Origin of the sequence: Paraburkholderia sp. RL17-381-BIF-C, from assembly GCF_046026435.1 — a bacterium.
Taxonomy (GTDB): Bacteria; Pseudomonadota; Gammaproteobacteria; order Burkholderiales; family Burkholderiaceae; genus Paraburkholderia.
In genome coordinates this window covers 12,749-36,113 of sequence record NZ_JARESX010000056.1, presented here as the reverse complement: position 1 = coordinate 36,113, position 23,365 = coordinate 12,749, and the positions used below count along the sequence as shown (strand labels likewise).

The window sequence follows — 23,365 nt, the reverse complement described above, 5'->3', positions numbered from 1 at the left end:
TCGCCATGCGCACGCCCGCTTAAACTCCGCCGCTGCCGTTCAGCGGCGTCGCGCGGACCGCCGTGCGCGCGTCGTCCGCCGCGCCGCAAAGCTCACGCAGCAACATCGCTTCGCGCTCATGCACTTCCACCGGAAACCAGCGCGCGCCCGCGTCGGCCAGATAGCGCGCGCGATGCTGGCCATTGCGGAAGGCCACCACGCCCTCGCGCTCCAGGCCGAACCAGCCGAGCAGACCCGGCCCCCGACGCGTCGAGATCGTCACGTACGGCATCTGCGGAATGCGCGGGTTCTCCGGATCGAGAAACTCGCGAATGCCGCGCACCTTGCCGGAATGCCATTCGGCGACCGGCTTCAAGACATAATCGGTGTTGTCGCGATCGGCGCACATGAGCAGCTTGCGCACGTCGACGAGCACGACCTGATGGCGCGTGCCATCCGTGACGAAGACGCGTTTCAGGCGCACATGGTCGTACCATGAATGCTCTTGCAGCGGCACGGTCCAGACCGTCTCGGCACAAGCCGGCGCGGCGGTTGACGATGAATTGGACAAGGGCAAAGGCAGGCTCGATAAGCCGGCGAAATATCGCCAGCGCGTTAGGAGAGCGCTAAAGCTACGAGCCGATTGTGAAAGAAGCATGACAGGCCACGGTATTAACTACGCTGCATGAACACACCGCGCGAGAACCCGAATGAGCAGGTAACGCGGATCGATACGGAGACAACGATGGTAACCACGCATAATTTCAATGACCACGTGCGCATCGAAGCTAATGAGGATATCGGCGTCGCCACGATCGTTCTTGAGCGGCCCGCGCGTCGCAATGCCGTCGACCGTCCTGTCGCGCAAGCGCTCAGCGCCGCGTTCGCCCGCTTCGAAGCGGAGCCGGCCTGGCGCGCGGCGGTGCTGTTCGGCGCGGGCGGCACCTTCTGCGCCGGCGCGGACCTGAGCGCTCTCGCCGACGACACCCGCCGCAACGAGCTGCACGCCGACGGTCGCGGCCCCGGCCCGATGGGACCGACGCGCACGAGCTTCAGCAAGCCGGTCGTCGCCGCGATTGCCGGCTATGCGGTCGCGGGCGGTCTGGAACTGGCCGCGATGTGCGATCTGAGAGTGGTCGAAGACGACGCCGTACTCGGCGTGTTCTGCCGTCGTGTCGGAATTCCGCTGATCGACGGCGGCACGATCCGCCTGCCGCGTCTGATCGGGCTGTCACGCGCGCTGGACCTGATTCTGACCGGCCGCGCGGTGAGCGCGCAGGAAGCGCTCAGCTCCGGCCTCGCCAACCGCGTCGTAGCCAAAGGCACGGCGCGCGCGGCAGCCGAACAGTTGGCGGCGGAGCTCGCCGCGTTGCCGCAGGCGGCGTTGCTCGCCGATCGCCGCTCGGTGCTGGAAAACAGCATGCTGGATGATTTCGCGGAAGCACTGCGTCGCGAAGGCGCGGGCGGCTATCAGGCCGTCTTCGAAGAAGGCGTGGCCGGCGCGGCGCGTTTCGCCGGAGGCGCAGGCCGCCACGGCAACATCTTCGATACCGGCGACGGCCCACGTTAGCCAAAAAGCGAGTTCGAGCCGCCGCGGTTTTCAGCGAAAAACAACAACGGCCCTGACGCTCAGCAAGGCTGTTTTGACTTAGGTAGAATCCCCTACTGCTTTACCCCCTTGTCCGGCGCACGCGTTCTCGCCCCGAAAACGCGCGCCGGCCGCGCGACGTTCCCCCGTCGCGCCGATTCACGCTCCTTCATCATGCCTTTGCCTCTGCTCGCCCTTGCCGTTGCCGCTTTTGGAATCGGTACCACCGAATTCGTGATCATGGGGCTGCTGCCCGATGTCGCGCGCGACCTGGCCGTCTCGATCCCGGCGGCCGGCATGCTGGTGTCGGCGTATGCGCTCGGTGTCACCATCGGCGCGCCGATCGTCGCGATCGCGGTTGCCAACATGCCGCGCAAGAAGGCGCTGATGAGTCTGATCGGCGTGTTCATCGTCGGCAATCTGCTGTGCGCGGTTGCGCCGGGTTACGCGGTGCTGATGGCCGCGCGCATCGTCACGGCGTTCTGCCATGGCGCGTTCTTCGGCATCGGTTCGGTGGTGGCTGCCGGCCTCGTCGCGCCGAACCGCCGTGCGCAAGCCATCGCGTTGATGTTCACGGGCCTCACGCTCGCCAACGTGCTGGGCGTGCCGCTCGGCACCGCGCTCGGCCAGGCGGTGGGCTGGCGCGCCACCTTCTGGGCGGTGACGGGCATCGGCCTCGTCGCGGCAGCCGCGCTCGCCGTGTGCCTGCCGGCGAAGATCGAAATGCAGAAGGCGAGCCTCGTCCGCGAATTCAGCGTGTTGAAGAACCCGCAAGTGCTGATGGTGCTCGGCATCAGCGTGCTCGCATCGGCGAGTCTCTTTTCCACCTTCACGTACATCACGCCGATTCTCGAAGACGTGACCGGCTTTACGCCGCATGCCGTGACCCTCGTGTTGCTCCTGTTCGGTCTCGGCCTGACGGTGGGCAGCACACTGGGCGGCAAGCTCGCCGACTGGCGGCTGATGCCTTCGCTGGTGGCGTTTCTGCTCGCCATCGTCGTCATCCTGACCATCTTTGCCGGCACCATGCATGCCGAAATTCCGGCGATGATCACGATTTTCGCCTGGGGCGTTCTGGCTTTCGCCATCGTGCCGCCGCTGCAAATGCTGATCGTCGACCGCGCGAGCCATGCGCCGAATCTGGCTTCGACCTTGAACCAGGGCGCCTTCAACCTCGGCAATGCGACGGGCGCGTGGCTCGGCGGCATGGCGATCGGCGCGGGCGCGCCACTCACGACGCTGCCGTGGGTCGGTGTGGCGACCTCGATTGGCGCACTCGTGCTGACGCTGTGGTCGGTGTCGATCGACCGGCGCGCGCAACGGGTCGCCGTGGCGGGCTGATTGGCCTGATCGGCGCTCTTATCGGCGCTTATCCGTACCCTGCGCGACGACTCACCGCCACACTCGTGCCGGCCAGCCGGCGCAGCAACGGCTCGCATCGCAACCTCGATCCAGACTGCGCATGACTCGCGGCCGTAGTAGCATCTCGGCCGATGAAAGTCATCCTCACTCGCGATTTCCTCGCTTTGATCCTCAGTGTCGCCGTTGTCGGACTCGGCAGCGGCGCGACACTTCCCCTCACGGCCCTCGCGCTCACGCAAGCCGGCTATGGCACCGACGTGGTCGGTCTGCTGACGGCCGCGCAAGCGGGCGGCGGGCTCGTCATCGTGCCGCTCGCCGGCTGGATCGCGGCGCGCTTCGGCGGCCGCCAGGTGATCGTCGGTGCCGTGCTGGTGGTGGCGCTCGCCACCGCGCTGATGCAACTCACCGCGAACCTGTGGCTCTGGGCCGTGTTGCGCGTGCTGTGCGGCGCAGCGCTGATGCTCCTCTTCACGATCGGCGAAGCCTGGGTCAACCAGTTGGCCGACGACGCCTCGCGCGGCCGCGTCGTCGCCATCTACGCCACCAACTTCACGCTGTTCCAGATGGCGGGGCCGGTGCTGGTGAGTCAGATCGCGGGCTTCGCGCACTGGCGCTTCCTGCTGTGCGGCGCGATCTTCCTGCTGGCGCTGCCGATGCTCGCCGCGATCCGCACGACACCCCAAGCCTCCGACGACGAGCACGCGGCGCACGGCAGCTGGCGTCATGTCTTACCGCAGATGCCGGCGCTCGTGATCGGCACTGGCTTCTTCGCGTTGTTCGACACGATCGCGCTCTCTTGCTGCCGCTCTTCGCGATGTCGCACGGCATCACGAGCGAGGTGGCCGTGCTGTTCGCCTCGGCTCTGCTCCTTGGCGATACGACAATGCAGTTTCCGATCGGCTGGCTCGCCGACCGGCTCGGCCGCGAGCGGGTGCATATCGGTTGCGGTGTGGTCGTCGTAGCGTTACTGCCGTTTCTGCCTTGGGCGGTCACTTCACCGTGGCTTTGCTGGCCGCTGCTCTATGTGCTCGGCGCGGCGGCAGGCGCGATCTACACGCTCTCGCTGGTGGCCTGCGGTGAACGCTTTCGCGGTGTCGCGCTGGTGTCGGCCAGCTCGCTTGTGGGCGCCTCGTGGAGCGCGGCCAGTTTCGGCGGCCCGCTAGTGGCCGGTGCGCTGATGAAGCGTGTGGGTAACGACGCGATGGTCGGCGTGCTGCTCGCTGCGGCGTTGGCGTTTCTCGGCGCGGTCTGGTGGGAGAAGCGGCATGCGCCGGTGGGGAGCGTCGGCTGATAGCAGACTTTGACGCGGTGTCGCCGCGTGATGATGCGCGAATAGCAAAACGGGGAAGCCATTCATCCTGGCTTCCCCGTTTTCCGTCATGCGGCTTGCGTGCTGCTCGCGCGGTCTTTCAGCGTCACTTCAACGCCGGCAAAATCTCCCCGGCGCACACACCGAAGCCCACTCGAAAACCCTCGCCCTGGCACCAACCCGCGAGCGTCAACTCGTCGCCGTCTTCGATAAAACTGCGCGTGCCGCCTTCCTGCAACTCCAGCGGCTTCTTGCCGTTCCATGTCAGTTCGAGCAGGCTGCCGAACGAATCTTCCGTCGGCCCGCTGATCGTGCCCGAGCCCATCAGGTCGCCCACGCGCGTATTGCAGCCCGATACCGTGTGATGCGCGAGCTGCTGCGCCATCGTCCAGTACATGTGCTTGAAGTTGGTCCGCGTGATCGTGCTCGCCCGCTCTGCCTGCTTTGGGCGCAGCGTCACTTCCAGCGTGATGTCGAAAGCATGCTCGCCGTCGTGGCGCAGGTAGTCGAGCGGCTGCGGTTCTTGCGCCGGCTGTGCGACGCGAAACGGTTCGAGCGCGTCGAGCGTCACGATCCACGGCGAGATCGTGGTCGCGAAAGTCTTCGCGTTGAACGGCCCGAGCGGCACGTATTCCCATTGCTGGATATCGCGCGCGCTCCAGTCGTTCAGCAGCACCATGCCGAAGATATGCGCTTCGGCATCCGCGCACGCAACCGGCTCGCCCAGGGCGTTGCCAGCGCCGATCACGAAGCCCGTTTCGAGCTCGATATCCAGCTTGCGGCACGCGCCGAACACCGGACGCTCCTGATCCGGCAGCTTCAACTGTCCGTTAGGACGACGCACCGGCGTGCCGCTCACCACCACCGACGACGCGCGTCCGTTGTAGCCGATCGGCATCTCCGACCAGTTCGGCAGCAGCGCATTCTTCGGATCGCGGAACATGGAGCCGACATTCGTCGCATGCTCCTTCGACGAATAGAAATCGGTGTAGCCAGGAATCTGCACCGGCAGATGCAATTGCGCGTCGGCCTGGCGAATCAGCGCACGGCTGCGCAGCTCGGCGTCGTCGCGCAACGTCGCGTCATTGCGCGACAGCAGCTTGCTCAACTGAACGCGCACGCTGCGCCATGCGTCGCGTCCCAGCGCGATGAAATCGTTCAACGTGTCGCGTACGAACACGCTCTCGCCCGCGCCCGACGAAGGCACGCTCAGCAGACCCGCGCTTTCGAGCGCGGCCAGATCGACGATGCTGTCGCCGATCGCCACGCCCACGCGGCGCGTCGCATTCAGAGCGTCGCTGAAAATGCCGAACGGCAGATTCTGAATCGAGAAATCGTTGCTCGGCTCGTTGGCCGACTCGACCCAGCTTTTGCGCGACGGATCGAGCGTCGCCTGAAGATCGCTCAATGCGTTCATCGTTGCTCCGGATTGAAGTGTTTCTTGAGACCTTGCCAGCACTCGTAGTAATGCGCCTGCAATTGCGCGGTTTCGAGCGCGAAGCGGGTCGGCTTGAGCAGCGTGCGCGTCTCGAACATGAACGCCATCGTGTCGCCGACTTTCATCGGCTTCGACGTGTCGCCATGCGAGGCTTTTTCGAACGTGTCCGCGTCCGGGCCGTGACCCGTCATACAGTTATGCAGACTCCCGCCGCCCGGCAAGAAACCCTCGGCCTTCGCGTCGTACACGCCGTGCACGAGACCCATGAACTCGCTCGCGACGTTGCGATGGAACCAGGGCGGGCGGAACGTATCTTCGGCGGCCAGCCAGCGCGGCGGGAAGATCACGAAGTCGATCGCATCGACGCCCGGCGTGTCGCTTTGCGATTGCAGCACCAGAAAGATCGACGGGTCCGGATGGTCGAAGCTGATCGAGCCGATCGTGTTGAAGCGGCGCAGATCGTACTTGTACGGTGCGTAGTTGCCGTGCCACGCCACCACGTCGAGCGGCGAATGGCCAATGTCCGCTCGCCACAGGTTGCCGTTCAGCTTGGCGACGAGTTCGAACTTGCCTTCACGATCCTCGTAGGCCGCATGCGGCGTGAGGAAATCGCGCGGATTGGCGAGGCCGTTCGAGCCGATCGGGCCAAGATCCGGCAAACGCAGCAATGCCCCGAAGTTCTCGCAGATATAGCCGCGCGCCGTACCATCCGGCAGGCTCACCGCGAAGCGCACGCCGCGCGGTATCACCACGATCTCGAACGGCTCGACGTCGAGCCGGCCCATTTCGGTGGCGATATGGAGGCGCCCTTGCTGCGGCACGATCAGCAATTCGCCGTCGGCGCTGTAGAAGAAGCGGTCCTGCATCGAGCGGTTCGCCGCGTACAGATGAATCGCGCAACCGCTCATCGATTCCGCCGCGCCGTTGCCGGCCATCGTCACCCAGCCGTCGACGAAGTCGGTCGGCTCGGCGGGCATCGGCAGCGGGTCCCAACGCAACTGGTTCGGCGGTGTCGGTGGCACCTCGGCGAAGTTGGCGACGAGGCGCTCCGACGGCAGCGGCGTGAACGGCTTATGCACGGCCGCCGGACGAATCCGGTACAGCCACGAGCGGCGATTGTGACCGCGCGGCGCAGTGAACGCCGTGCCCGACACCTGTTCGGCGTACAGACCATAGGGCGCGCGTTGCGGCGAGTTGCGGCCTTCGGGCAACGCGCCCGGCAGAGCTTCCGTCGCGAATTCGTTCGCGAAGCCCGACTGATAGCCCGGCTCGATTTCAAGCCGCGAACTGGCGGTGTTAGGCGTACGTGTTTGGGTATCCATGCAAGGTTCTCCGTTGATACTCGATCTCGTCATCTCACGCGGTCTGCGCCTCGGACGGGCGGCCGCGTTGGCGCGTCGCCGCGGCCAGCGCGATCACCAGCAGCGCGGAACACAGCACCGGCACGGCCGCCGCATGAAACAACGACGCGTTCGACCAGTTGAGCGCAATCAGTTGACCGCCGATTAGCGGCCCGATCACCGAACCGATCCGGCCAATGCCGAGGCTCCAGCCGATCCCAGTCGAGCGCAGCGTGGTCGGATAAAAATGGCCCGCCAGCGCGTTGACCGCCGGCTGTCCGCCGACCACGCAGAAGCCGCCCGCGAACACGACAATCAACAGCCACGGCAACGCATGCGCTACCGTGCCGATCGTGCCGACCGCCAGCGCCGCGCCCACGAAACAGACGAACAGCACGCGCACGAAACCGAAGCGTTCGATAAACCAGCCGAGCAGCAAGGTGCCGACCACGCCGCCCGTTTGCAGCACCGTCCCGACGATCACCGCCGTGCTCGGCGAATAGCCGGCGTCGCGCATCACGGTGGGCAGCCAGTTCGACAGGAAATACAGATCGATCAGGTTCATGAAGCTGATCGCCCACAGAATCAAGGTCACCGGGCGACGGCCGGCGCGGAATAGTTCAGCGACCGGCGCGCCGTCGTTGCCCTTCTCACGCACGACGAGACGCGTGTTCGCATCGATCGTCAGCGCAGGGTTGAACTTCGCGAGCCAGCGCAAGGCGCGCTCGCTGCGGCCCTTGAGCACCAGGAATTGCAGCGACTCCGGCAGCGCGGCAAGCATGGCCAGCGCGAGCAGCAACGGCACTGCGCCGCCAACCCAGAAGACCGCGCGCCAACCGTAGGCCGGAATCAGCGCGGCGCTGATGAAGCCGCCGAGCGCCGCACCCAGCGTGAAGCCGCACGACACCAGCATCATGCGCTTGACGCGATGCGCGGGTGTCGAGAATTCGCCGACCAGCGCCATCGCGTTCGGCATGATGCAGCCGAGTCCGAGCCCGGTGATGAAGCGCAGTGCGATCAAGGCAGGGATCGTCGTGACAAAAGGCGTGGCGAGCATCGACAGCGCGAAGAAAAACGTCGAGCCGATCAGCACCGGACGGCGGCCGACGCGGTCAGCCAGCACCGACAGCCCGAGCGCGCCGAGCAGCATGCCGAACAGGCTGGCGCTGAACACCGGACCGAGCGCCGCTTTCGACACATGCCATTCGCCGATCACGCTCGGCGCGACGTAGCCCATGGCCTGCGCGTCGAAACCGTCGATCACGAGGCACAGCCCGCATAAAACGAGCAGCATCAACTGGAATGCCGGGTGATGCGTTTCGCCGAGCACGCGCTCGACTTCGACGACGTTCGCGGCGGCCGCCGCCGGTTTAGCGCTCATTGGGTCGTCTCCCCTCTTGCTCATTGGGTGGTTAGGCGGCGGTGCGGCCGAACCGGCCCAAAAGCGCGCGTGTCCGGTACATGCAGGCCACGCGGCACAAATATTCCCGCCATCGCAGGCGCGCTACGATTTACGTATAGTAAAACGAATTACGGATAGTGAAATTAACGTATACCCTGAAAAACCGCTGCGCAAACGCGCCGCGGCCCGTGGATGCAAGCGTTCGGCGGATAACGTTATGAGCAATTTGTTCATGTGAGCGCGGTGCGGACTGCTACCATCAATGGATGCGGCAACCGGATTGCGTTGCCGCGCGCCTCTCCATCGCCATTCATACGTCTACATGATTCCGCCGACCATCCCCGCTCTCATTGCCCGCGCCGCCGATCATCCGTTTCTCGGCGCGCATCTGGCGATGGGGCAAGGCCTGCATCACGACGTCGCGCTGGCGCGGTTCGAAGAGCTGGAACTCGCCAGCGCCTACGAGCCGATCTTCGATATCAGCGTGCATGCGTTGGCGCAGTCGCTTTCGTCCGGGGCCGAGGGGGTTGACCGGTTCGGCGACGAACTCGGCTTTCAGGCTGTCACGCACCTGCTCGACGCTGCGCCGTCCGACGTGTTCGATCCGTTCGACCGGATCGCCGACGATCGGGATCTCGTCGAACTCGACCGCATGTCACGCGCGCTGCACGCCATCAATTTCTTCGGCGCGCAGAGGCATGGGCTGCTCTTTCTTCGGGTACACGAGCGGCTGCTCAAGAGTGTGAAGTACGACCACGGGCGGCATTTTTCGACCGTGCTGGTGTCGTTCGGATTGAACCCGTCGCGGGTGGTGATCGAGTTGCCGGCTGCGGCGGTCGCGCACAAGACTTTTCTCGGCTATCTGACCAAGAGCTATCAGCACTATGGCTTCAAGGTGGCGGGCAATCTGTCCAACGCGGGGCAGATTCTGTCGGTGTCGGAGACCGCGCGGCTCGACTTCCTCAAGATGGATGCGGGCACCGCTTTGCGCGATGCGACGGTTAAACCGTTAGTGGGTTATGCCGGCCGCTTGCGGATTCCGCTGATCTTCAATCGTGTGGTGGATGAAGCGCAGTTCGATGCTTTGCAGCAATACGACGTGCGCTTCGTGCAAGGGCCGTTGTTCAATGCGCATTATCACGACCGGGCGGTTTGAGTTGGTTGGGCGGTTGGGCGGTTGGGCGGTTGGGCGGTTGGGCGGTTGAGCGGTTGAGCCGTTGAGCCGTTGAGCCGTTGAGCCGTTTGGCGGTTGAACTGGTTGATCTCGTCGAGCCCGGTCGAGCAGACGTGAGCCAAGTCACGTAGCCGCACCCGCGCCGCTTCAGCCCGTATCGCCCAAACGCCGCGCGAGCGCCTTCAGCCGCGGCGCGACATTGTCACGAAACACCTCCTCTCCCATCGACGAAGCCGGCCCGCTGCAACTCAGCACCAGCCAGCGGCCTTCGCGCGGCTCGCGAAACGGCACCGCGACCGCATTGACATCGTCGTGCCACGCGCGGAACGAATAGCAGCAGCGGTGCGCGGCGAAGGCAGCGATTTCTTTCTCCGCATCGGCGACCAGTTCGTCGCCTTCCTTGCCCGCCGCCTTCCGCAGTTCGGCCAGCAGCGCGGCGCGCACGTCGAGCGGTTGCACGGCGAGATAGGCGCGCCCCATCGAACTCGTCAACATGGATAGTTTCGAGCCGGAAGCGAGTCCGAGCGTCAACGCGGTTTCACTGCGAATCGTCTCCAGATAAATCATGTCGAGCCCATCGCGGCAACCGAGCGAAACCGCCGCGCCCACCTCGCGCGCGAACGTGCGCATGTGCGGGCGAGCGAGTTCGAGCGTGTCCGTGCCCGAGAGCAGCGCGAAACCGAGCGACAGCACTCCGGCGTCGAGCGCATATTTGCCTAGGGTTTCGTCGAGCCGCAGATAGCCGAGCACCGTCAGCGTGTAGGCGAGCCGGTTGACGGTCGCCTTCGGCAAGCCGGTGCGTTCGACGAAATCGCGGTTGCCGAGCATTGTTTCTCCCGGCTTGAACGCGCGCAGCAAATCCAGCCCACGTGCGAGGGCGACGACGAATTTGCGCTCGTCGAGCGGTTCGGAGGGAGTGGATGCAGGCGTCATGGGATGATACACTCGGACGTGGTTTGCAAAACATTGTTTCGCATAGCGGAACTTAAGTCAAGCTTCACGCACGTTTAGTCAAGCAAGGAATCAGGAGATAAGCCATGGCCGAGGCCGCGCAGTTTCACTGGGAAGACCCGTTGCTGCTGGATCAGCAGCTGACCGAAGACGAACGCATGGTGCGCGACGCCGCTGCGGCTTATGCGCAGGACAAGCTGCAGCCGCGCGTGCTCGAAGCGTTCCGGCACGAGAAGACCGACATCGAGATCTTTCGCGAGATGGGCGAACTCGGCCTGCTCGGCCCGACGATTCCCGAACAATACGGCGGCCCCGGCCTGAACTACGTCGCGTATGGCTTGATTGCGCGCGAGGTGGAGCGCGTCGATTCCGGCTACCGGTCGATGATGTCGGTGCAATCGTCGCTGGTCATGGTGCCGATCCACGCGTTCGGCTCGGAAGCGCAGAAGCAGAAATACCTGCCGAAGCTCGCCACCGGTGAATGGATCGGCTGCTTCGGCCTGACCGAACCGAATCACGGCTCCGATCCGGGCAGCATGGTGACGCGAGCCAAGAAGGTTGACGGCGGCTATTCGCTGTCGGGCTCGAAGATGTGGATTACCAATTCGCCGATCGCCGACGTGTTCGTGGTATGGGCGAAGCTCGAAGAAGAAGGCAAGGACGCGATTCGCGGCTTCATTCTCGAGAAAGGCTGGAAGGGCCTGTCGGCGCCGACCATCCACAGCAAGGTGGGCCTGCGTGCGTCGATTACCGGCGAGATCGTGCTCGACGAGGTGTTCGTGCCGGAAGAGAACCGCTTCCCGGAAGTCAGCGGTTTGCGCGGTCCGTTCACCTGTCTGAACTCGGCGCGCTATGGCATTGCCTGGGGCGCGCTCGGCGCGGCCGAAGCATGCTGGCATACCGCGCGTCAGTACGTGCTGGATCGCAAACAGTTCGGCCGGCCGCTCGCCGCGAACCAGTTGATCCAGAAGAAGCTCGCCGACATGCAGACCGAAATCACGCTCGGACTGCAAGGCGTGCTGCGTCTTGGCCGCATGAAGGACGAAGGCACCGCGGCCGTCGAGATCACCTCGATCATGAAGCGCAATTCATGCGGCAAGGCGCTGGACATTGCGCGGCTCGCACGTGACATGCTCGGCGGCAACGGCATCTCGGACGAGTTCGGCGTGGCGCGGCATCTGGTGAATCTGGAAGTCGTGAACACGTATGAAGGCACGCACGACATTCACGCGCTGATTCTTGGCCGCGCGCAAACGGGCATTCAGGCTTTCTTCTGAAACCTGCGGTGCGCTGATGCCGCCGGCCGTGGGGGCGTTTGCGCAAGACGATAAAAAAGCCAGTTCATATGAACTGGCTTTTTTTGTTCGACGCAGCACGCCGCAGTGCATGGCGCGCTTTGTCACTCACCCGCCGCTTACTTGTTCGGCTGCGGCGTCATGCGCAGATACGGGCGCAGCGCCTTGTAGCCCTTCGGGAATTTCTGTTTGATGACTTCCTCGTCCTTCAGCGACGGGACGATCACCACGTCATCACCCTGCTTCCAGTTACCCGGTGTCGCGACCGAGTGATTGTCGGTGAGTTGCAGCGAATCGATCACACGCAGCACTTCGTCGAAGTTGCGGCCCGTGCTGGCCGGATAGGTGATGATGAGCCGCACCTTCTTCTTCGGGTCGATCACGAACAGCGAGCGGACGGTCAGCGTTTCGTTCGCATTCGGATGGATCATGTCGTACAGCTCGGAAACCTTCCGGTCGCCATCAGCGAGAATCGGGAAGCCGACATTGGCGGCTTGAGTCTCGTTAATGTCTTTAATCCACTCCTTGTGAGACTCGGCGCTGTCGACCGACAACGCGATGGTCTTCACATTGCGCTTCTCGAATTCATCAGCCAGCTTCGCCGTCAAGCCCAGTTCGGTCGTGCAGACCGGCGTGAAGTCAGCCGGATGCGAAAACAGCACGCCCCAGCTATCGCCCAGCCATTCATGGAATTTGATCGGGCCGACACTCGACTGCTGTTCGAAATCCGGCGCGATATCGCCAAGACGTAGACTCATCATGCATCTCCTAGAGGTTTGGACATTGCCGCGACAGCATTCACCGACGGCGCCCCGCAAAGATAAAGCATACGGGAGCGACGGTGTGTGACGAACGAACATCGCGTCACTACTTTATGCGTTTTTGTAATTTTCACTGATTTAGTGGAAACTTTGCGGGACAGATCAACTCCATTCTAGGCAAACTTTGCCGCATATTGTGCTGCCGGCGGGGGTTTTGTCGTTATGCTTCAACCGGGAACGGTTCGTGCGAAGTTGTGAACCAACCGAGCCCTGCGCTCGCCAGCGGACGTTTCTTTGGTTACGATTCACGCGTGGCGTGAGACGAAGGGGAGCTGTCAATGTCGGAAGTCAACAAGGAGAGATTGATGTCGGATATCAAAACCGTCCTCGCGGACGCTGAAGATCTGCTGAAACAAGCCGCGAGCGCCACCGGCGAGCGCGCTTCGGAACTTCGTGAAACGGCGCTGACGCGCCTGAAGCAGGCCAGGGAAAAAGCGGCTGACGTTCAGGTCGTAGTGGTCGAAAAAGGCAAGAAAGCGGCCCGCGCCACCGACGACTACGTGCATGAGCACCCGTGGGCATCCATCGGCATCGCCGCGGGCGCCGGCGTGCTGCTTGGGCTGTTGATCAACCGCAAGTAACACTGGCGACGGCGTCGGACCTAACCGTCCGGCGCATCAGCGAATCGAGTTGACCGGCGCAAGCCTGGCCGGTCCGCTTTTTCTGGCGCGCGTGCGCGCCGGTTAGGCCTTCACGCGCAACGCCCACAGCCATGACGATCGACACACAATCGCAGCGCGGAGAACATAGTCCTTTGCGCCGCATAATCGGTTCCGTGTTTGCCATTTTGCAAACGCGGCTGGAACTGGTCGGCATCGAACTCGCCGAAGAAAAGGACCGTCTGCTCGGCGTGCTGTTTCTCGGCCTCGCCGCCATGATGCTCGCCACAATGGCACTGATCGCGCTCACGGCGCTGATCGCCATCGCATTCTGGGACACCTACCGCTGGCAAGCGCTCGCCGGCATCACCGCGGTCTATGCGATTGCGGGATTAGCCTGTGCGCTGAAAGCGCGCAGCGGATTGCGCAATGCCCCGATGGTGTTCGAGGCGACCATTGCCGAGTTCGAAAAAGACCGCGACGTATTCCGCAAACCGTGACCCGGAAGACGCAACGGCGTGCCCTGCGTCTTCCTTAAGAATTTCGCGCGATTTGCAGCGCCGTTCTACCGCCCCACCTTCACTGCCGCCGACACGCCATGAGCCAGATCCATTCCGATACCGCCTTCCGTAACAAGCGCCACCAGGCCAAAGATCTGAGCGCACCTCATTTGCGCGCGCTGCGCAAGGAACTGCTGCTCGTGCGCGCGGATGTCGAGCGCATGGAACTCGCTCAGGCGACTATCGAATTGCGGCAGGCAGTGACGCACTTCAGTTGGCTCAAGTTCATCCTGCCGGGCTTCGGTGGCATGCGTGTGGGCCAAGGCTCGAAGGCGAGCTTTCTTAACGCGGGAAGCATTGGCGCCCTCCTCAAACAGTATCCGCTCATCAGTTCGATCGCTTCGATCCTCCTCGCCAAGCCACTGCGCGCAACGGTCGCAGCGGGCGCCAAGCCTGTGCTCAAATGGGGCAGCCTCGCCCTTGCCGGATGGGAAGCCTATCGGATCTGGCAACAGATGAAGCAGGATTCCGCTGCGTCGTCTGGCGACAGGGCCGACTCGACGAATAGCGGTTATTGACGCTTGACGCTGATTGCCGTCTTGCCGGTTCGCTAGCTTGTATTCCAGCAATCGGCGCTAGCAGTTGTCGAACCGTTTGTTCCGCTGTTTGAACCGCCGGTTGTGCCACTCTTGTTGCTACGTAATCCTGTCGCATCGAGCGTGAAAATGCCGCAGGTGTCGTCGTGCATCGGACCTGATTCGCTCGGCGCCGCCTCTATCGCGTAGCCACCGTTCGCATCGTCGGCGGGCAGAACATGCAGGCGATAAACGGGTGTGCCGAATTGCGGCGCCTGATCGAGACCTGGGGGCAATGCCGCCAAGTTGTCGCTCGACGCTCCCTCGACGAATTGGGCTGCGCGATACAGCGCGGCCGCCGCATCGATTCGATGAGTTCGCGCGACATGGCTGCGGTACGAAGGCACGGCAAACACCGCCAGCGCGGCGACAATCGCCAGCGTGATCATCAATTCGAGCAGCGTGAAGGCGGATGTATGCGGCTTCATGACACCTCCAATCAGAAAGGCCGCGCGGCGACGCGGCGCCAATGACGTTCAATCTTCTCTCCATCGATTACCAGTTCCACCTGCAACCACACCTGCGACGCATTCGTCCGGCCGAAGCCGCGCGAAGTCAATAAGTACGCTCGAGCATCAGTGCGAGTTGCCAGACGCCAGGCCTCGACCAGACATTGCGGCGCTCGTAGCGATCCGGGCCATTGCGCTACGGGCGTAACGGCGCCGGCTTCGAACGCGGCTTCGAGTTTCCATTGAATCGGTTCGCCGGATACGGTCGGCAGCGGCGCCGCGCTTTGGGTGGTTGCCCTCGCGATCACACTGCGGGTACACAAAGTCAACGCCGAATCCGCAGCATGGAAAGCCTGCAGGTATTCGCGAACATTGGTGGCGCCACGCGCTGCCGCAATCGATGTCTCGAACCAGGCCGCGGAAGTGGCCAACATCATCGCTGAAATCAGCAGGACGATCGGTAAGACTGCACCGAGTTGCCGAATGCGTGAACGGTTTTCGCGGGGCACTCGACTGAAGCACGAAAAGTCTTCCACTTGATCGTGACGCCTAACGCATCGCCTGACTGCCAGGTGCTGTTGCTGTTCGATTCGCCGTTTCGTCACGCCCCATCCTCCGCGTGATTGCGTATCGCAACGCGCCGCGAGAACGCCTGGCGCGGACGCGAATCGCTAGCCAGAGCGCCGACGCCGTCACAATCGACATAGCGCGAACGCTGTCCTCGTGGCGCACCACGCACGAGCACGCAGAGATCGACGGCGACGACCTTCGCCCATTGATCGGCCGTCACGGCTGACGCGTCGCTTGCAGCCAGCGCACCGGCCAACCAGTACTTGACGCGCACGCGCTCGACACCTTCGACCAGCGGCTGCGCGGACCCCGTCTTGCCGTTGCCCTCGCAATAAAGCTCCGGCTCCCCGGTCGAAGCACTGACTCTGGCGAAGTACCGGTTGACGACCAGCACACCCTTGTCGCCGAGCGCTGCGCTGGCGCCGGTCACGGCCTGCCCGAGGCAGTCGGTTGTTTGCCCGCTGGAGGACGGCCATGTGGACACGTTGTCACCGACATAGCTGACCGCGACGCCGTCTGAATGACTAGGCAAGGTCTCGCAGGCAAGGCTATCGTCAGCGCCGGTCGGACGGCCACCCGAGCATCCGAACAACGGTGCGGGACTGTTGTACCGCGCGACGTCCGCGGGTACGAAGCCGGCCATTTGCAATTGCTGGCCGATCAGCGTCAGTGCAATGAGGCCGGATTCGCGGATCCGCATCGCATCGCTCGCGTGTTCGAATGCACTACGCTGGGCCGTATATAGCGAGACAGCACCCGCGGTCACCAGCAGCCCCAGCGCCATGGCAATCGCGAATTCGATCAGCGTGTGGCCGCGAGCGGGATTCGATCGCCGCATCATTGTGCAAACGCCAGCGCTACGCATGACGACCCCACGGGAAGATCCGCTCCGCCGCAGGGCACGGGCTTGTCGATCACATCGTCGGAATGCGGCATGTCGCGCAGCGCTGCCCACGTAACACGCGCAAAGGACACACCGCCGTTGTCACGCACCGAGGCTTCGCCATGCGGCAAAACTACCGCTGCCCGCGCGCTCCATTGCCTGATTGCCGCGTCGCCCGCGGAAGACGCGTACGTCGCCTCCACAACGGAGTCGGCTATCCAGGCGGCGTGTTCGCGCATCGACATCGCGCGGGCTTCACGCACGGTCCACAATTGCCCGGCGATCAAGCCCAGCGCCGTGACCGCCATTAACGCGACAGCCAGCATGACCTCGATCAATGAGCTGCCACCACACGCCGACCCGCAACAGCGCGAGTAACGGTTCTGCGGGTATCGGTTCATGACGCCGCTCCGCAAGCGCCTTCGGCGATCCGCGCGCGACCACCCGCTGCAATACGAATGCAACGCCGCCACGTGGCCCCTTGCGTGGCCTTGGACGGCGCACGCGGCGCGATATCAAAACTGCGGAAGGTGCCGATCAATTGCCCCGCTGGCGGCGTGAACGTGAGATTCGTCTGCGTGCCGGTGATACTCACGGCTGCAAAGAGAGGCTGCGCGCGCAATAGCGATGACGATCCGCCTCGTTCAGCGAGGACCGCCCAGCCGCAGGACCAGTCAGCCACACCATTGCCGCACGGCTGCCCCGCCGCAAGACAATGCCGGGCCGCATCGGTCCGGCAGACGGTGACTCGCGCGCCCTGGCGCAACGCTTCGCTACGCGCATAGGCAAGCGTCGAGGCAAGCGCCTTCGCACGGGCGTCGACCTGATCGCGCACGTACCACGCGACGAACGAGGGCGTACCCAGTACGGCGATCACGGCAAGCAGCGCGACCACGGCCAGCGTTTCGACAAGCGTGAAGCCGCGGCGTCGCGGCGGACAGACTGCATTCCATTTCATCTGCATCCCTGATCGATTCGAAGAATGCAGCCAATCTAGCGATTTGCAAATCGCTCAACAATCGGCCGAATGGCCAGGTGGCACTCAGACGCTATCCCGCGCAAAAATGCACGCGACGAACCATAACGGCAACGGGAGATGCGGATGCGCGAAACGACGCAGGGAAAAACGGCTACTCAGACGCAACGCGAGATGCGACTGCGTTCAGCGTTTGCGGGGAGGCTTGGGAGGAGAAGAGGCGCGGCGAAATTCTTCGATCACGTCTTCGAATTCGGAGACGTCCTCGAAGCGCCGGTAGACAGACGCAAAACGAACGTAGGCAATGGTGTCGAGCGCACGCAACTCGTTCATCACGAGTTCGCCGAGGCGCTCGCTGCGCACCTCGCGCTCGCCGCTGCCGAGCAGTTGATACTCGATGCGGGCAACCGCCGCGTCGATCGCGTCTGCGGCCACCGGGCGCTTGCGCAGCGCCAGTTGCATGCTCGCGACGATCTTGCGGCGGTCGAATTCCGTGCGGCTGCCATCCTTCTTGACGACCGACGGCAACGCCAGCTCGACCCGCTCATACGTCGTAAAACGTTTGTCGCAGGCCGGGCAGCGGCGGCGCCGGCGAATCGTTGCGCCGTCTTCGGATACGCGCGAGTCGACAACCTGCGTATCGGCGTGACGGCAGAAGGGGCAGTGCATGGCGGCTTAGCGGTAAACCGGGAAACGCTGGGTCAGCTCGGCGACTTGCGCGCGCACGCGTTCGATCGTGGCGGCGTCTTCCGGGTTGTCCAGCACGTCGGCGATCAGGTTACCTACCTGCTCGGCTTCCTTGACGCCGAAACCGCGCGTGGTCATGGCCGGAGAGCCGAGTCGCACGCCGCTCGTCACGAACGGCTTTTCCGGATCGTTCGGAATCGCGTTCTTGTTGACCGTGATGTGAGCAGCACCCAACGCGGCTTCCGCAGCCTTGCCGGTAATCTTCTTTGCGCGCAGGTCGACGAGCATCACGTGGCTTTCGGTGCGGCCCGACACGATGCGCAGACCGCGCTTGACCAGCGTTTCCGCCAGCACGCGCGCGTTTTCGACGACTTGCTGCTGGTACGCCTTGAACTCGGGCGACAGCGCTTCCTTGAACGCGACGGCCTTGCCGGCGATCACGTGCATCAGCGGTCCACCTTGAATGCCCGGGAAGATGGCCGAGTTGATCTGCTTTTCGAACTCGGCCTTCATCAGGATCACGCCGCCGCGCGGGCCGCGCAGGCTCTTGTGCGTCGTGGTGGTAACGAAATCGGCGTGCGGAACCGGGTTCGGATAGACGCCCGCGGCGATCAGGCCGGCGTAATGCGCCATGTCGACCATGAAGTACGCGCCGACCGACTTGGCGATCTTCGCGAGGCGTTCGAAATCGATACGCAGCGCAAACGCGGAGGCGCCCGCCACGATCAGCTTCGGCTTGTGTTCCTGAGCGAGCTTTTCTGCGGCATCGTAGTCGATGTCTTCGGCTTCGTTCAGGCCGTAGCTCACCACGTTGAACCACTTGCCCGACATGTTGACCGGCGAACCGTGCGTAAGGTGGCCACCGTGCGCGAGGCTCATGCCCATGATCGTGTCGCCCGGCTTGAGCATGGCGAAGAACACGCCCTGGTTGGCCTGCGAGCCGGAGTTCGGCTGCACGTTGGCGGCTTCGGCACCGAACAGTTGCTTCACGCGATCGATCGCCAACTGCTCGGCAATATCGACGTACTCGCAGCCGCCGTAGTAGCGCTTGCCCGGATACCCTTCTGCGTACTTGTTCGTGAGTTGCGAGCCTTGCGCAGCCATGACAGCCGGGCTCGTGTAGTTTTCCGACGCGATCAGTTCGATGTGCTCTTCCTGACGGCGGTTTTCCTGCTCGATGACCTTCCAGAGTTCAGGATCGACGTTGGCGATGGTGCTTTGGGCTCTGTCAAACATACGGATTCCGTTGAATGTGTTCAGGTTGACCGGATCGTGCGCCGAATCTTGCGTAGAGGGTACGCAGCGCTGCTGGCGGCTGGGCCAGCCCTGACGTGGCGGATGGAGAGTCGCCGCACACGCGAGGCAGGACAGCCACCGCCAGCGCAGATCAATGCGCGCGGATCACGGCTGCCCAGGCGAACGGCAAAACGGCACCCTGCGCTTCACGGTGGGTTGCTCCACCTTGAATCCGATTGCTTGAACCGGTTCTATCGCCAGTCACGCAGGGATGAGCGCGTTAGTTTATTGGAAGAGGATCGAATAGGCAACCGGCTTCCGGCCGCTGCCGCAGGTGCCGGCCGGACGGCCCTCAGCACCGCCTTGTGCAGCGCGCAAACGTCTGACGGAACAGCGCCGGCGAGCCGCGGCGCGTCCCTTCCAAAGCCTCTCGTACGGCTGGTTTACCCTTGCCGCAGCGCGGCAATGGAAGTAGGCTTGGGGCCTTTCTCTCCTACCAGCCAGGGAATCACAGCAATGATCGTGTTCGTCACCGGAGCGTCCGCGGGATTCGGCGCCGCTATCGCTCGCGCCTTCGTCAAGGGCGGCCATCGTGTGGTCGCCACAGCTCGCCGCAAGGACCGTCTGCAGGCACTCGCCGATGAACTCGGCGACGCGCTTCTGCCGTTTGAACTCGACGTACGCGACCGCGCCGCCGTCGAGGCCGTTCCTGCCTCGCTGCCGGCGGAATTCGCCGCAATCGACGTGCTGGTCAACAACGCCGGCCTCGCACTCGGCATCGAACCGGCGCAGAAAGCGAGTCTCGACGAGTGGAACACCATGATCGAGACCAATTGCACGGGTCTTGTTCAAGTCACGCACGCCCTCCTGCCCGGCATGGTCGAGCGCAACCGCGGCCACATTTTCAATCTGGGCTCGGCAGCCGGCAGCTGGCCGTACGCGGGCGGCAACGTCTACGGGGCCACCAAAGCGTTCGTGCATCAGTTCAGCCTGAATCTGCGCGCCGATGTGGCCGGCACTGCGCTGCGGGTGACGAACGTCGAACCTGGCCTGTGCGGCGGCACCGAGTTCTCGAACGTCCGGTTTCGCGGCGACGACAACAAAGCCGCCAAAATGTACGAAAACGTGCAACCGCTCACACCCGAAGACATCGCGGACTCGATCTACTGGATCGCCACGCGCCCGGCGCACGTCAATATCAACACGATCGAGCTGATGCCGGTGGCGCAATCGTTCTCCGCGTTGTCCGTTCATCGCGGCTAACGCCCGCCAGACGGGGCGCACATCTTGAAACAGACCTTGGGGTGTGCGTTCCGGTAAAATGCGCCGCATGAATATGTCGACCAGCCAGCCCGGCACGGAAATCGGCTATACGTGGCCCATCCGCGTGTACTACGAAGATACCGACGCCGGCGGCATCGTGTTTTACGCGAACTACCTGAAATTTTTCGAACGGGCGCGCACCGAATGGCTGCGCGCGTGCGGCGTCGACCAGAATCGGCTCGCGGAAGAGTCGGGGGCAATTTTCATCGTCCGCAGCACCGCGGTCGATTACCGGGCGCCGGCCCGGCTCGACGATGTCGTCAACGTAGTCAGCCGGATCGAGCGTCTCGGCCGCGCTTCGGTCGATTTCGCGCAGGAAGCGTGGCGCGACGGCACGCTGCTTGCTACCGGTTCCATCCGGGTCGGCTGCGTGGACCGCATCGCGCTGCGGCCGGCCGCGATTCCTCCGCCGGTTCTCGCCGCCTTGCGGCGCGGTCCGGGCGTGAGCGACAGCGGCGTGTCAACGGACAATGACTGAACCCCGTTGTTACGGGGCCAGTGAACTCGTAACGATCAAGCAACACAAAGCATGGTTCGGCTTGCAATATCGCCGATGCTTCCGTTTTGCTCACGGCAAGCTTCGAGCGGCCTTGCAGCCGGACGCCCCCTTCCGGGACGTTAAAACGAACCTTTATGAACACTACACAAGATCTGTCGATCGTTTCCCTCGTACTCAATGCGAGCCTGCTGGCGCAGGCCGTCATGGCCCTGTTGCTGCTGTTGTCGCTGTTGTCGTGGACCTTCATCTTCCGCAAGTGGTTTGCGATCCGTCGGGCGCGCGCGCAGACTGAACGTTTCGAACGCGATTTCTGGTCGGGTGGCGACCTGCAGGCGCTTTATCAAAGTGCCGCGAACAACCGCCACACGATCGGCGCCCTGGAGCGGATTTTCGAGTCCGGCATGCGCGAATTCCTGAAGGGCAAGGAAAAGCGTCTGAACGATCCGGGCGCGATTCTCGACGGCGCGCGGCGTGCCATGCGTGCCGCGTTCCAGCGTGAAATGGACGTGCTCGAAGCCAATCTCGCGTTTCTCGCGTCGGTCGGCTCGGTCAGCCCGTATATCGGTCTGTTCGGCACGGTGTGGGGGATCATGAACGCGTTCCGCGGCCTCGCCAACGTGCAGCAGGCCACCCTGGCGAATGTCGCGCCGGGCATCGCCGAAGCGCTGACGGCTACCGCAATTGGCCTGTTCGCTGCGATTCCGGCCGTGGTTGCCTACAATCGCTACGCGCACGACATCGACCGTCTGGCGATCCGCTTCGAGACCTTTATCGAAGAATTCTCGAACATCCTGCAGCGTCAGGCACAGTAAGGAGTCCACGATGGCAGGCTCTCGCTCCTCCAGCATGCGCGGCAGCCGCTCGCGCCGCGCGATGGCCGACATCAACGTCGTGCCGTATATCGACGTAATGCTCGTGCTGCTCGTGATCTTCATGGTGACCGCGCCGCTCGTCGCGCCGTCGATCGTCAATCTGCCGACAGTCGGTGGCGCGGCGCCGCAGCAGCAAACGCCGCCCGTCATCGTGAACATTCGCGCGGACGGCAACATGAGCGTCAAATACAAGGACGATTCGGGTGCGCAGCAGCAGGAAGACATGACCAAGGCCGATCTGAACGGCTTTATCGCCGAGCGCGCGCAATCGCACCCGGATCAGCCGGTCGTCATCGCCGCCGACAAGACCGTGAAGTACGAAGTCGTGATGAACGTGATGTCCGAGCTCAAGGCTCGCGGCGTCAAGCGCGTTGGATTGCTCGTCAAATCGCAATGATCCGCAAGAACTCCGAATACCCGCTCCAGCCACCGCGTGAACGCGGCACCGGGCGAGCCTTTGCGTTCGCGCTGGTGATGCACGCGCTGCTCGGATTCTTCCTGTATCACGGCATTCAGTGGCAAAACAGTACGCCTGAGGGCGCTGAAGCGGAACTGTGGACCGAAGTGCCCGACGCGGTGATCCCGCGTCCCGTCCCGCCACCGCCCGCGCCCGTGCCGGTCGCCCCTGCCCCGCCGGTGCGCGACGAGCAGGCCGACATCGCGCTGCAGGAAAAGAAGCGCCAGCAACAGGAGGCGGCTCGCCAGGCTCAGTTGGCCGAGCAGCAACGTCAGCAGAAGCTGCAGGCCCAGCAGGAAGCTGAAGCGAAGCGACAGCAGCAACTGGCGGCCGAACAGACAGCGCAACTCGCGGCACAAAAGGCTGCCGCAGCGAAACAGAAACAACAGCAGCAACAGCAGGAGGCCAACAAGCTGAAGCAACAGCAATTGGCCGAGCAGCAAAAGCAACAGCAGTTGAAGGAACAGCAGCAGGAACAGCAAAAGCAAGCCGAGGCTGAAGCGCAGAAGAAGGCCGACGCGCAGAAAGCCGCGAAGGCCAAAGCGCAAGCCGACGCGGCGGCGCAAGCGAAGAAACTGGATGCGGAACGTCGCGCACGCCTCGCGCAGATGCAAGGCCTCGCGACCGGCGGCACCGGCTCGACCACCAGCGATGGCCTCGGAAAGAACGGCACGGGCAGCGGCTCGGGTGGCACGGCGACCTCGCCGGGCTACTCGGACAAGGTGCGTCGCGCAGTGCGCCCGAACATCACGTGGGGCGGTGAGACCAGCGGCCTGGAGACGGTCGTCTCCGTGCGCTGCTCGCCGACGGGCACCTTGCTTGGCGCAACGATTTCACGCAGCAGCGGCAACGCAGCGTGGGACGACGCGGCGCTGCGGGCCGTCCAGCGCACTGATCCGATGCCTCAGGACATCAATGGCAAGACACCGACCAGCTTCCTGATTACGTTGCGCCCGGCCGGTTGATTGCAGCAGTTCGACAGTCAGTCGACAGCAAACGCAGCGCCCCGCCCATCGGGGC

The 23,365-nt window shown here is 63.7% G+C and carries 25 protein-coding genes, 1 pseudogene and 1 riboswitch; of the genes and pseudogenes, 13 read left to right on the top strand and 13 right to left on the bottom strand.

All coding sequences use genetic code 11. The features are described from left to right. Positions 1–19: 19 nt before the first annotated feature. The gene (locus P0D70_RS27135) at positions 20–637 is read right to left on the bottom strand and encodes a plasmid fertility inhibition factor family protein (protein ID WP_408186726.1); all 618 of its coding nucleotides are present in this window, start codon (positions 635–637) and stop codon (positions 20–22) included. Between the two features lie 87 nt (positions 638–724). Between P0D70_RS27135 and P0D70_RS27130 the strand changes: the two genes are divergently transcribed. From P0D70_RS27130 to P0D70_RS27120, 3 genes and pseudogenes are all read left to right on the top strand, one after another. Beyond that, positions 725–1,549 (top strand): crotonase/enoyl-CoA hydratase family protein, encoded by an 825-nt coding sequence (locus tag P0D70_RS27130; RefSeq protein ID WP_408186725.1) that lies wholly within the window; start codon positions 725–727, stop codon positions 1,547–1,549. A 192-nt stretch (positions 1,550–1,741) separates the two neighbouring features. Beyond that, positions 1,742–2,908, top strand: coding sequence for an MFS transporter (locus P0D70_RS27125; RefSeq protein WP_091800783.1), 1,167 nt, complete (start codon positions 1,742–1,744; stop codon positions 2,906–2,908). Positions 2,909–3,060: 152 nt separating this feature from the next. Beyond that, a pseudogene (locus tag P0D70_RS27120) lies at positions 3,061–4,220 on the top strand (MFS transporter). A gap of 124 nt (positions 4,221–4,344) precedes the next feature. Here the strand turns inward: P0D70_RS27120 and fahA are convergent. Genes fahA through P0D70_RS27105 form a run of 3 tightly spaced genes read right to left on the bottom strand, consistent with a single transcriptional unit; the run spans position 4,345 to position 8,397 of the window. Further along, a complete protein-coding gene (gene fahA, locus P0D70_RS27115; RefSeq protein ID WP_408186724.1) occupies positions 4,345–5,655 on the bottom strand; it encodes a fumarylacetoacetase in 1,311 nt (436 codons plus the stop codon). After that, the gene (hmgA, locus tag P0D70_RS27110) at positions 5,652–6,998 is read right to left on the bottom strand and encodes a homogentisate 1,2-dioxygenase (protein WP_408186723.1); all 1,347 of its coding nucleotides are present in this window, start codon (positions 6,996–6,998) and stop codon (positions 5,652–5,654) included. Before hmgA ends, fahA begins: the two co-directional genes overlap by 4 nt. 34 nt (positions 6,999–7,032) lie before the next feature. Next, on the bottom strand, positions 7,033–8,397 hold the full coding sequence (locus P0D70_RS27105; protein WP_408186722.1) for an MFS transporter: 1,365 nt from the start codon (positions 8,395–8,397) through the stop codon (positions 7,033–7,035). Positions 8,398–8,740: 343 nt separating this feature from the next. Between P0D70_RS27105 and P0D70_RS27100 the strand changes: the two genes are divergently transcribed. Then, positions 8,741–9,574, top strand: a complete 834-nt coding sequence (locus tag P0D70_RS27100) for an EAL domain-containing protein (protein ID WP_091800785.1) — start codon at positions 8,741–8,743, stop codon at positions 9,572–9,574. A gap of 165 nt (positions 9,575–9,739) precedes the next feature. Here P0D70_RS27100 and P0D70_RS27095 read toward each other — a convergent pair whose 3' ends face one another. Then, the gene (locus tag P0D70_RS27095) at positions 9,740–10,525 is read right to left on the bottom strand and encodes an IclR family transcriptional regulator (protein ID WP_408186721.1); all 786 of its coding nucleotides are present in this window, start codon (positions 10,523–10,525) and stop codon (positions 9,740–9,742) included. 104 nt (positions 10,526–10,629) lie between these two features. Here P0D70_RS27095 and P0D70_RS27090 point away from each other — a divergent pair, with 104 nt between their 5' ends. Next, positions 10,630–11,820: an acyl-CoA dehydrogenase gene (locus tag P0D70_RS27090; protein WP_408186720.1), complete on the top strand. Its 1,191-nt coding sequence runs from the start codon at positions 10,630–10,632 to the stop codon at positions 11,818–11,820. 137 nt (positions 11,821–11,957) lie between these two features. Here the strand turns inward: P0D70_RS27090 and P0D70_RS27085 are convergent, their stop codons facing one another. Next, positions 11,958–12,596, bottom strand: a complete 639-nt coding sequence (locus tag P0D70_RS27085) for a peroxiredoxin (RefSeq protein ID WP_091796640.1) — start codon at positions 12,594–12,596, stop codon at positions 11,958–11,960. Positions 12,597–12,937: 341 nt separating this feature from the next. Between P0D70_RS27085 and P0D70_RS27080 the strand changes: the two genes are divergently transcribed. From P0D70_RS27080 to P0D70_RS27070, 3 genes are all read left to right on the top strand, one after another. Then, a complete protein-coding gene (locus P0D70_RS27080) occupies positions 12,938–13,240 on the top strand; it encodes an ElaB/YgaM/YqjD family protein (protein WP_091796641.1) in 303 nt (100 codons plus the stop codon). 131 nt (positions 13,241–13,371) lie between these two features. Then, a complete protein-coding gene (locus tag P0D70_RS27075; protein ID WP_011486908.1) occupies positions 13,372–13,758 on the top strand; it encodes a phage holin family protein in 387 nt (128 codons plus the stop codon). A gap of 98 nt (positions 13,759–13,856) precedes the next feature. After that, positions 13,857–14,336: a DUF3318 domain-containing protein gene (locus P0D70_RS27070; protein ID WP_091796642.1), complete on the top strand. Its 480-nt coding sequence runs from the start codon at positions 13,857–13,859 to the stop codon at positions 14,334–14,336. A gap of 32 nt (positions 14,337–14,368) precedes the next feature. Here the strand turns inward: P0D70_RS27070 and P0D70_RS27065 are convergent, their stop codons facing one another. The 7 genes from P0D70_RS27065 to glyA all read right to left on the bottom strand — a co-directional run bounded on the left by P0D70_RS27065 (position 14,369) and on the right by glyA (position 19,194). Further along, positions 14,369–14,821 carry a type IV pilin protein gene (locus P0D70_RS27065; protein WP_408186719.1) on the bottom strand — a complete coding sequence of 151 codons (453 nt, stop codon included), beginning with the start codon at positions 14,819–14,821 and terminating at the stop codon, positions 14,369–14,371. Positions 14,822–14,832: 11 nt separating this feature from the next. Next, on the bottom strand, positions 14,833–15,447 hold the full coding sequence (locus P0D70_RS27060; protein ID WP_408186718.1) for a pilus assembly PilX family protein: 615 nt from the start codon (positions 15,445–15,447) through the stop codon (positions 14,833–14,835). Continuing rightward, positions 15,444–16,253, bottom strand: a complete 810-nt coding sequence (locus tag P0D70_RS27055) for a PilW family protein (RefSeq protein WP_408186717.1) — start codon at positions 16,251–16,253, stop codon at positions 15,444–15,446. Before P0D70_RS27055 ends, P0D70_RS27060 begins: the two co-directional genes overlap by 4 nt. Beyond that, positions 16,250–16,696, bottom strand: a complete 447-nt coding sequence (locus P0D70_RS27050; protein ID WP_408186716.1) for a type IV pilus modification PilV family protein — start codon at positions 16,694–16,696, stop codon at positions 16,250–16,252. The genes P0D70_RS27055 and P0D70_RS27050 overlap by 4 nt, the downstream gene beginning before the upstream one ends. Next, positions 16,693–17,253, bottom strand: a complete 561-nt coding sequence (locus P0D70_RS27045; protein ID WP_408186715.1) for a GspH/FimT family pseudopilin — start codon at positions 17,251–17,253, stop codon at positions 16,693–16,695. Before P0D70_RS27045 ends, P0D70_RS27050 begins: the two co-directional genes overlap by 4 nt. A gap of 204 nt (positions 17,254–17,457) precedes the next feature. Further along, a complete protein-coding gene (gene nrdR / locus P0D70_RS27040) occupies positions 17,458–17,940 on the bottom strand; it encodes a transcriptional regulator NrdR (RefSeq protein WP_091796645.1) in 483 nt (160 codons plus the stop codon). 6 nt (positions 17,941–17,946) lie between these two features. Then, a complete protein-coding gene (glyA, locus tag P0D70_RS27035) occupies positions 17,947–19,194 on the bottom strand; it encodes a serine hydroxymethyltransferase (RefSeq protein WP_408186714.1) in 1,248 nt (415 codons plus the stop codon). A gap of 166 nt (positions 19,195–19,360) precedes the next feature. Next, positions 19,361–19,469, bottom strand: a riboswitch (ZMP/ZTP riboswitch). Between the two features lie 241 nt (positions 19,470–19,710). Between glyA and ydfG the strand changes: the two genes are divergently transcribed. The 5 genes from ydfG to tolA all read left to right on the top strand — a co-directional run bounded on the left by ydfG (position 19,711) and on the right by tolA (position 23,310). Then, complete coding sequence (gene ydfG, locus P0D70_RS27030) at positions 19,711–20,457, top strand: bifunctional NADP-dependent 3-hydroxy acid dehydrogenase/3-hydroxypropionate dehydrogenase YdfG (RefSeq protein WP_408186713.1); 747 nt, start codon at positions 19,711–19,713, stop codon at positions 20,455–20,457. Between the two features lie 58 nt (positions 20,458–20,515). Next, on the top strand, positions 20,516–20,995 hold the full coding sequence (gene ybgC, locus P0D70_RS27025; RefSeq protein ID WP_408186712.1) for a tol-pal system-associated acyl-CoA thioesterase: 480 nt from the start codon (positions 20,516–20,518) through the stop codon (positions 20,993–20,995). 155 nt (positions 20,996–21,150) lie between these two features. Continuing rightward, positions 21,151–21,828 (top strand): protein TolQ, encoded by a 678-nt coding sequence (tolQ, locus tag P0D70_RS27020; protein ID WP_007179119.1) that lies wholly within the window; start codon positions 21,151–21,153, stop codon positions 21,826–21,828. A gap of 10 nt (positions 21,829–21,838) precedes the next feature. Next, positions 21,839–22,285, top strand: coding sequence for a protein TolR (gene tolR / locus P0D70_RS27015; protein WP_007179120.1), 447 nt, complete (start codon positions 21,839–21,841; stop codon positions 22,283–22,285). Beyond that, positions 22,282–23,310, top strand: a complete 1,029-nt coding sequence (tolA, locus tag P0D70_RS27010) for a cell envelope integrity protein TolA (protein WP_408186711.1) — start codon at positions 22,282–22,284, stop codon at positions 23,308–23,310. The genes tolR and tolA overlap by 4 nt, the downstream gene beginning before the upstream one ends. Positions 23,311–23,365: the final 55 nt, after the last annotated feature.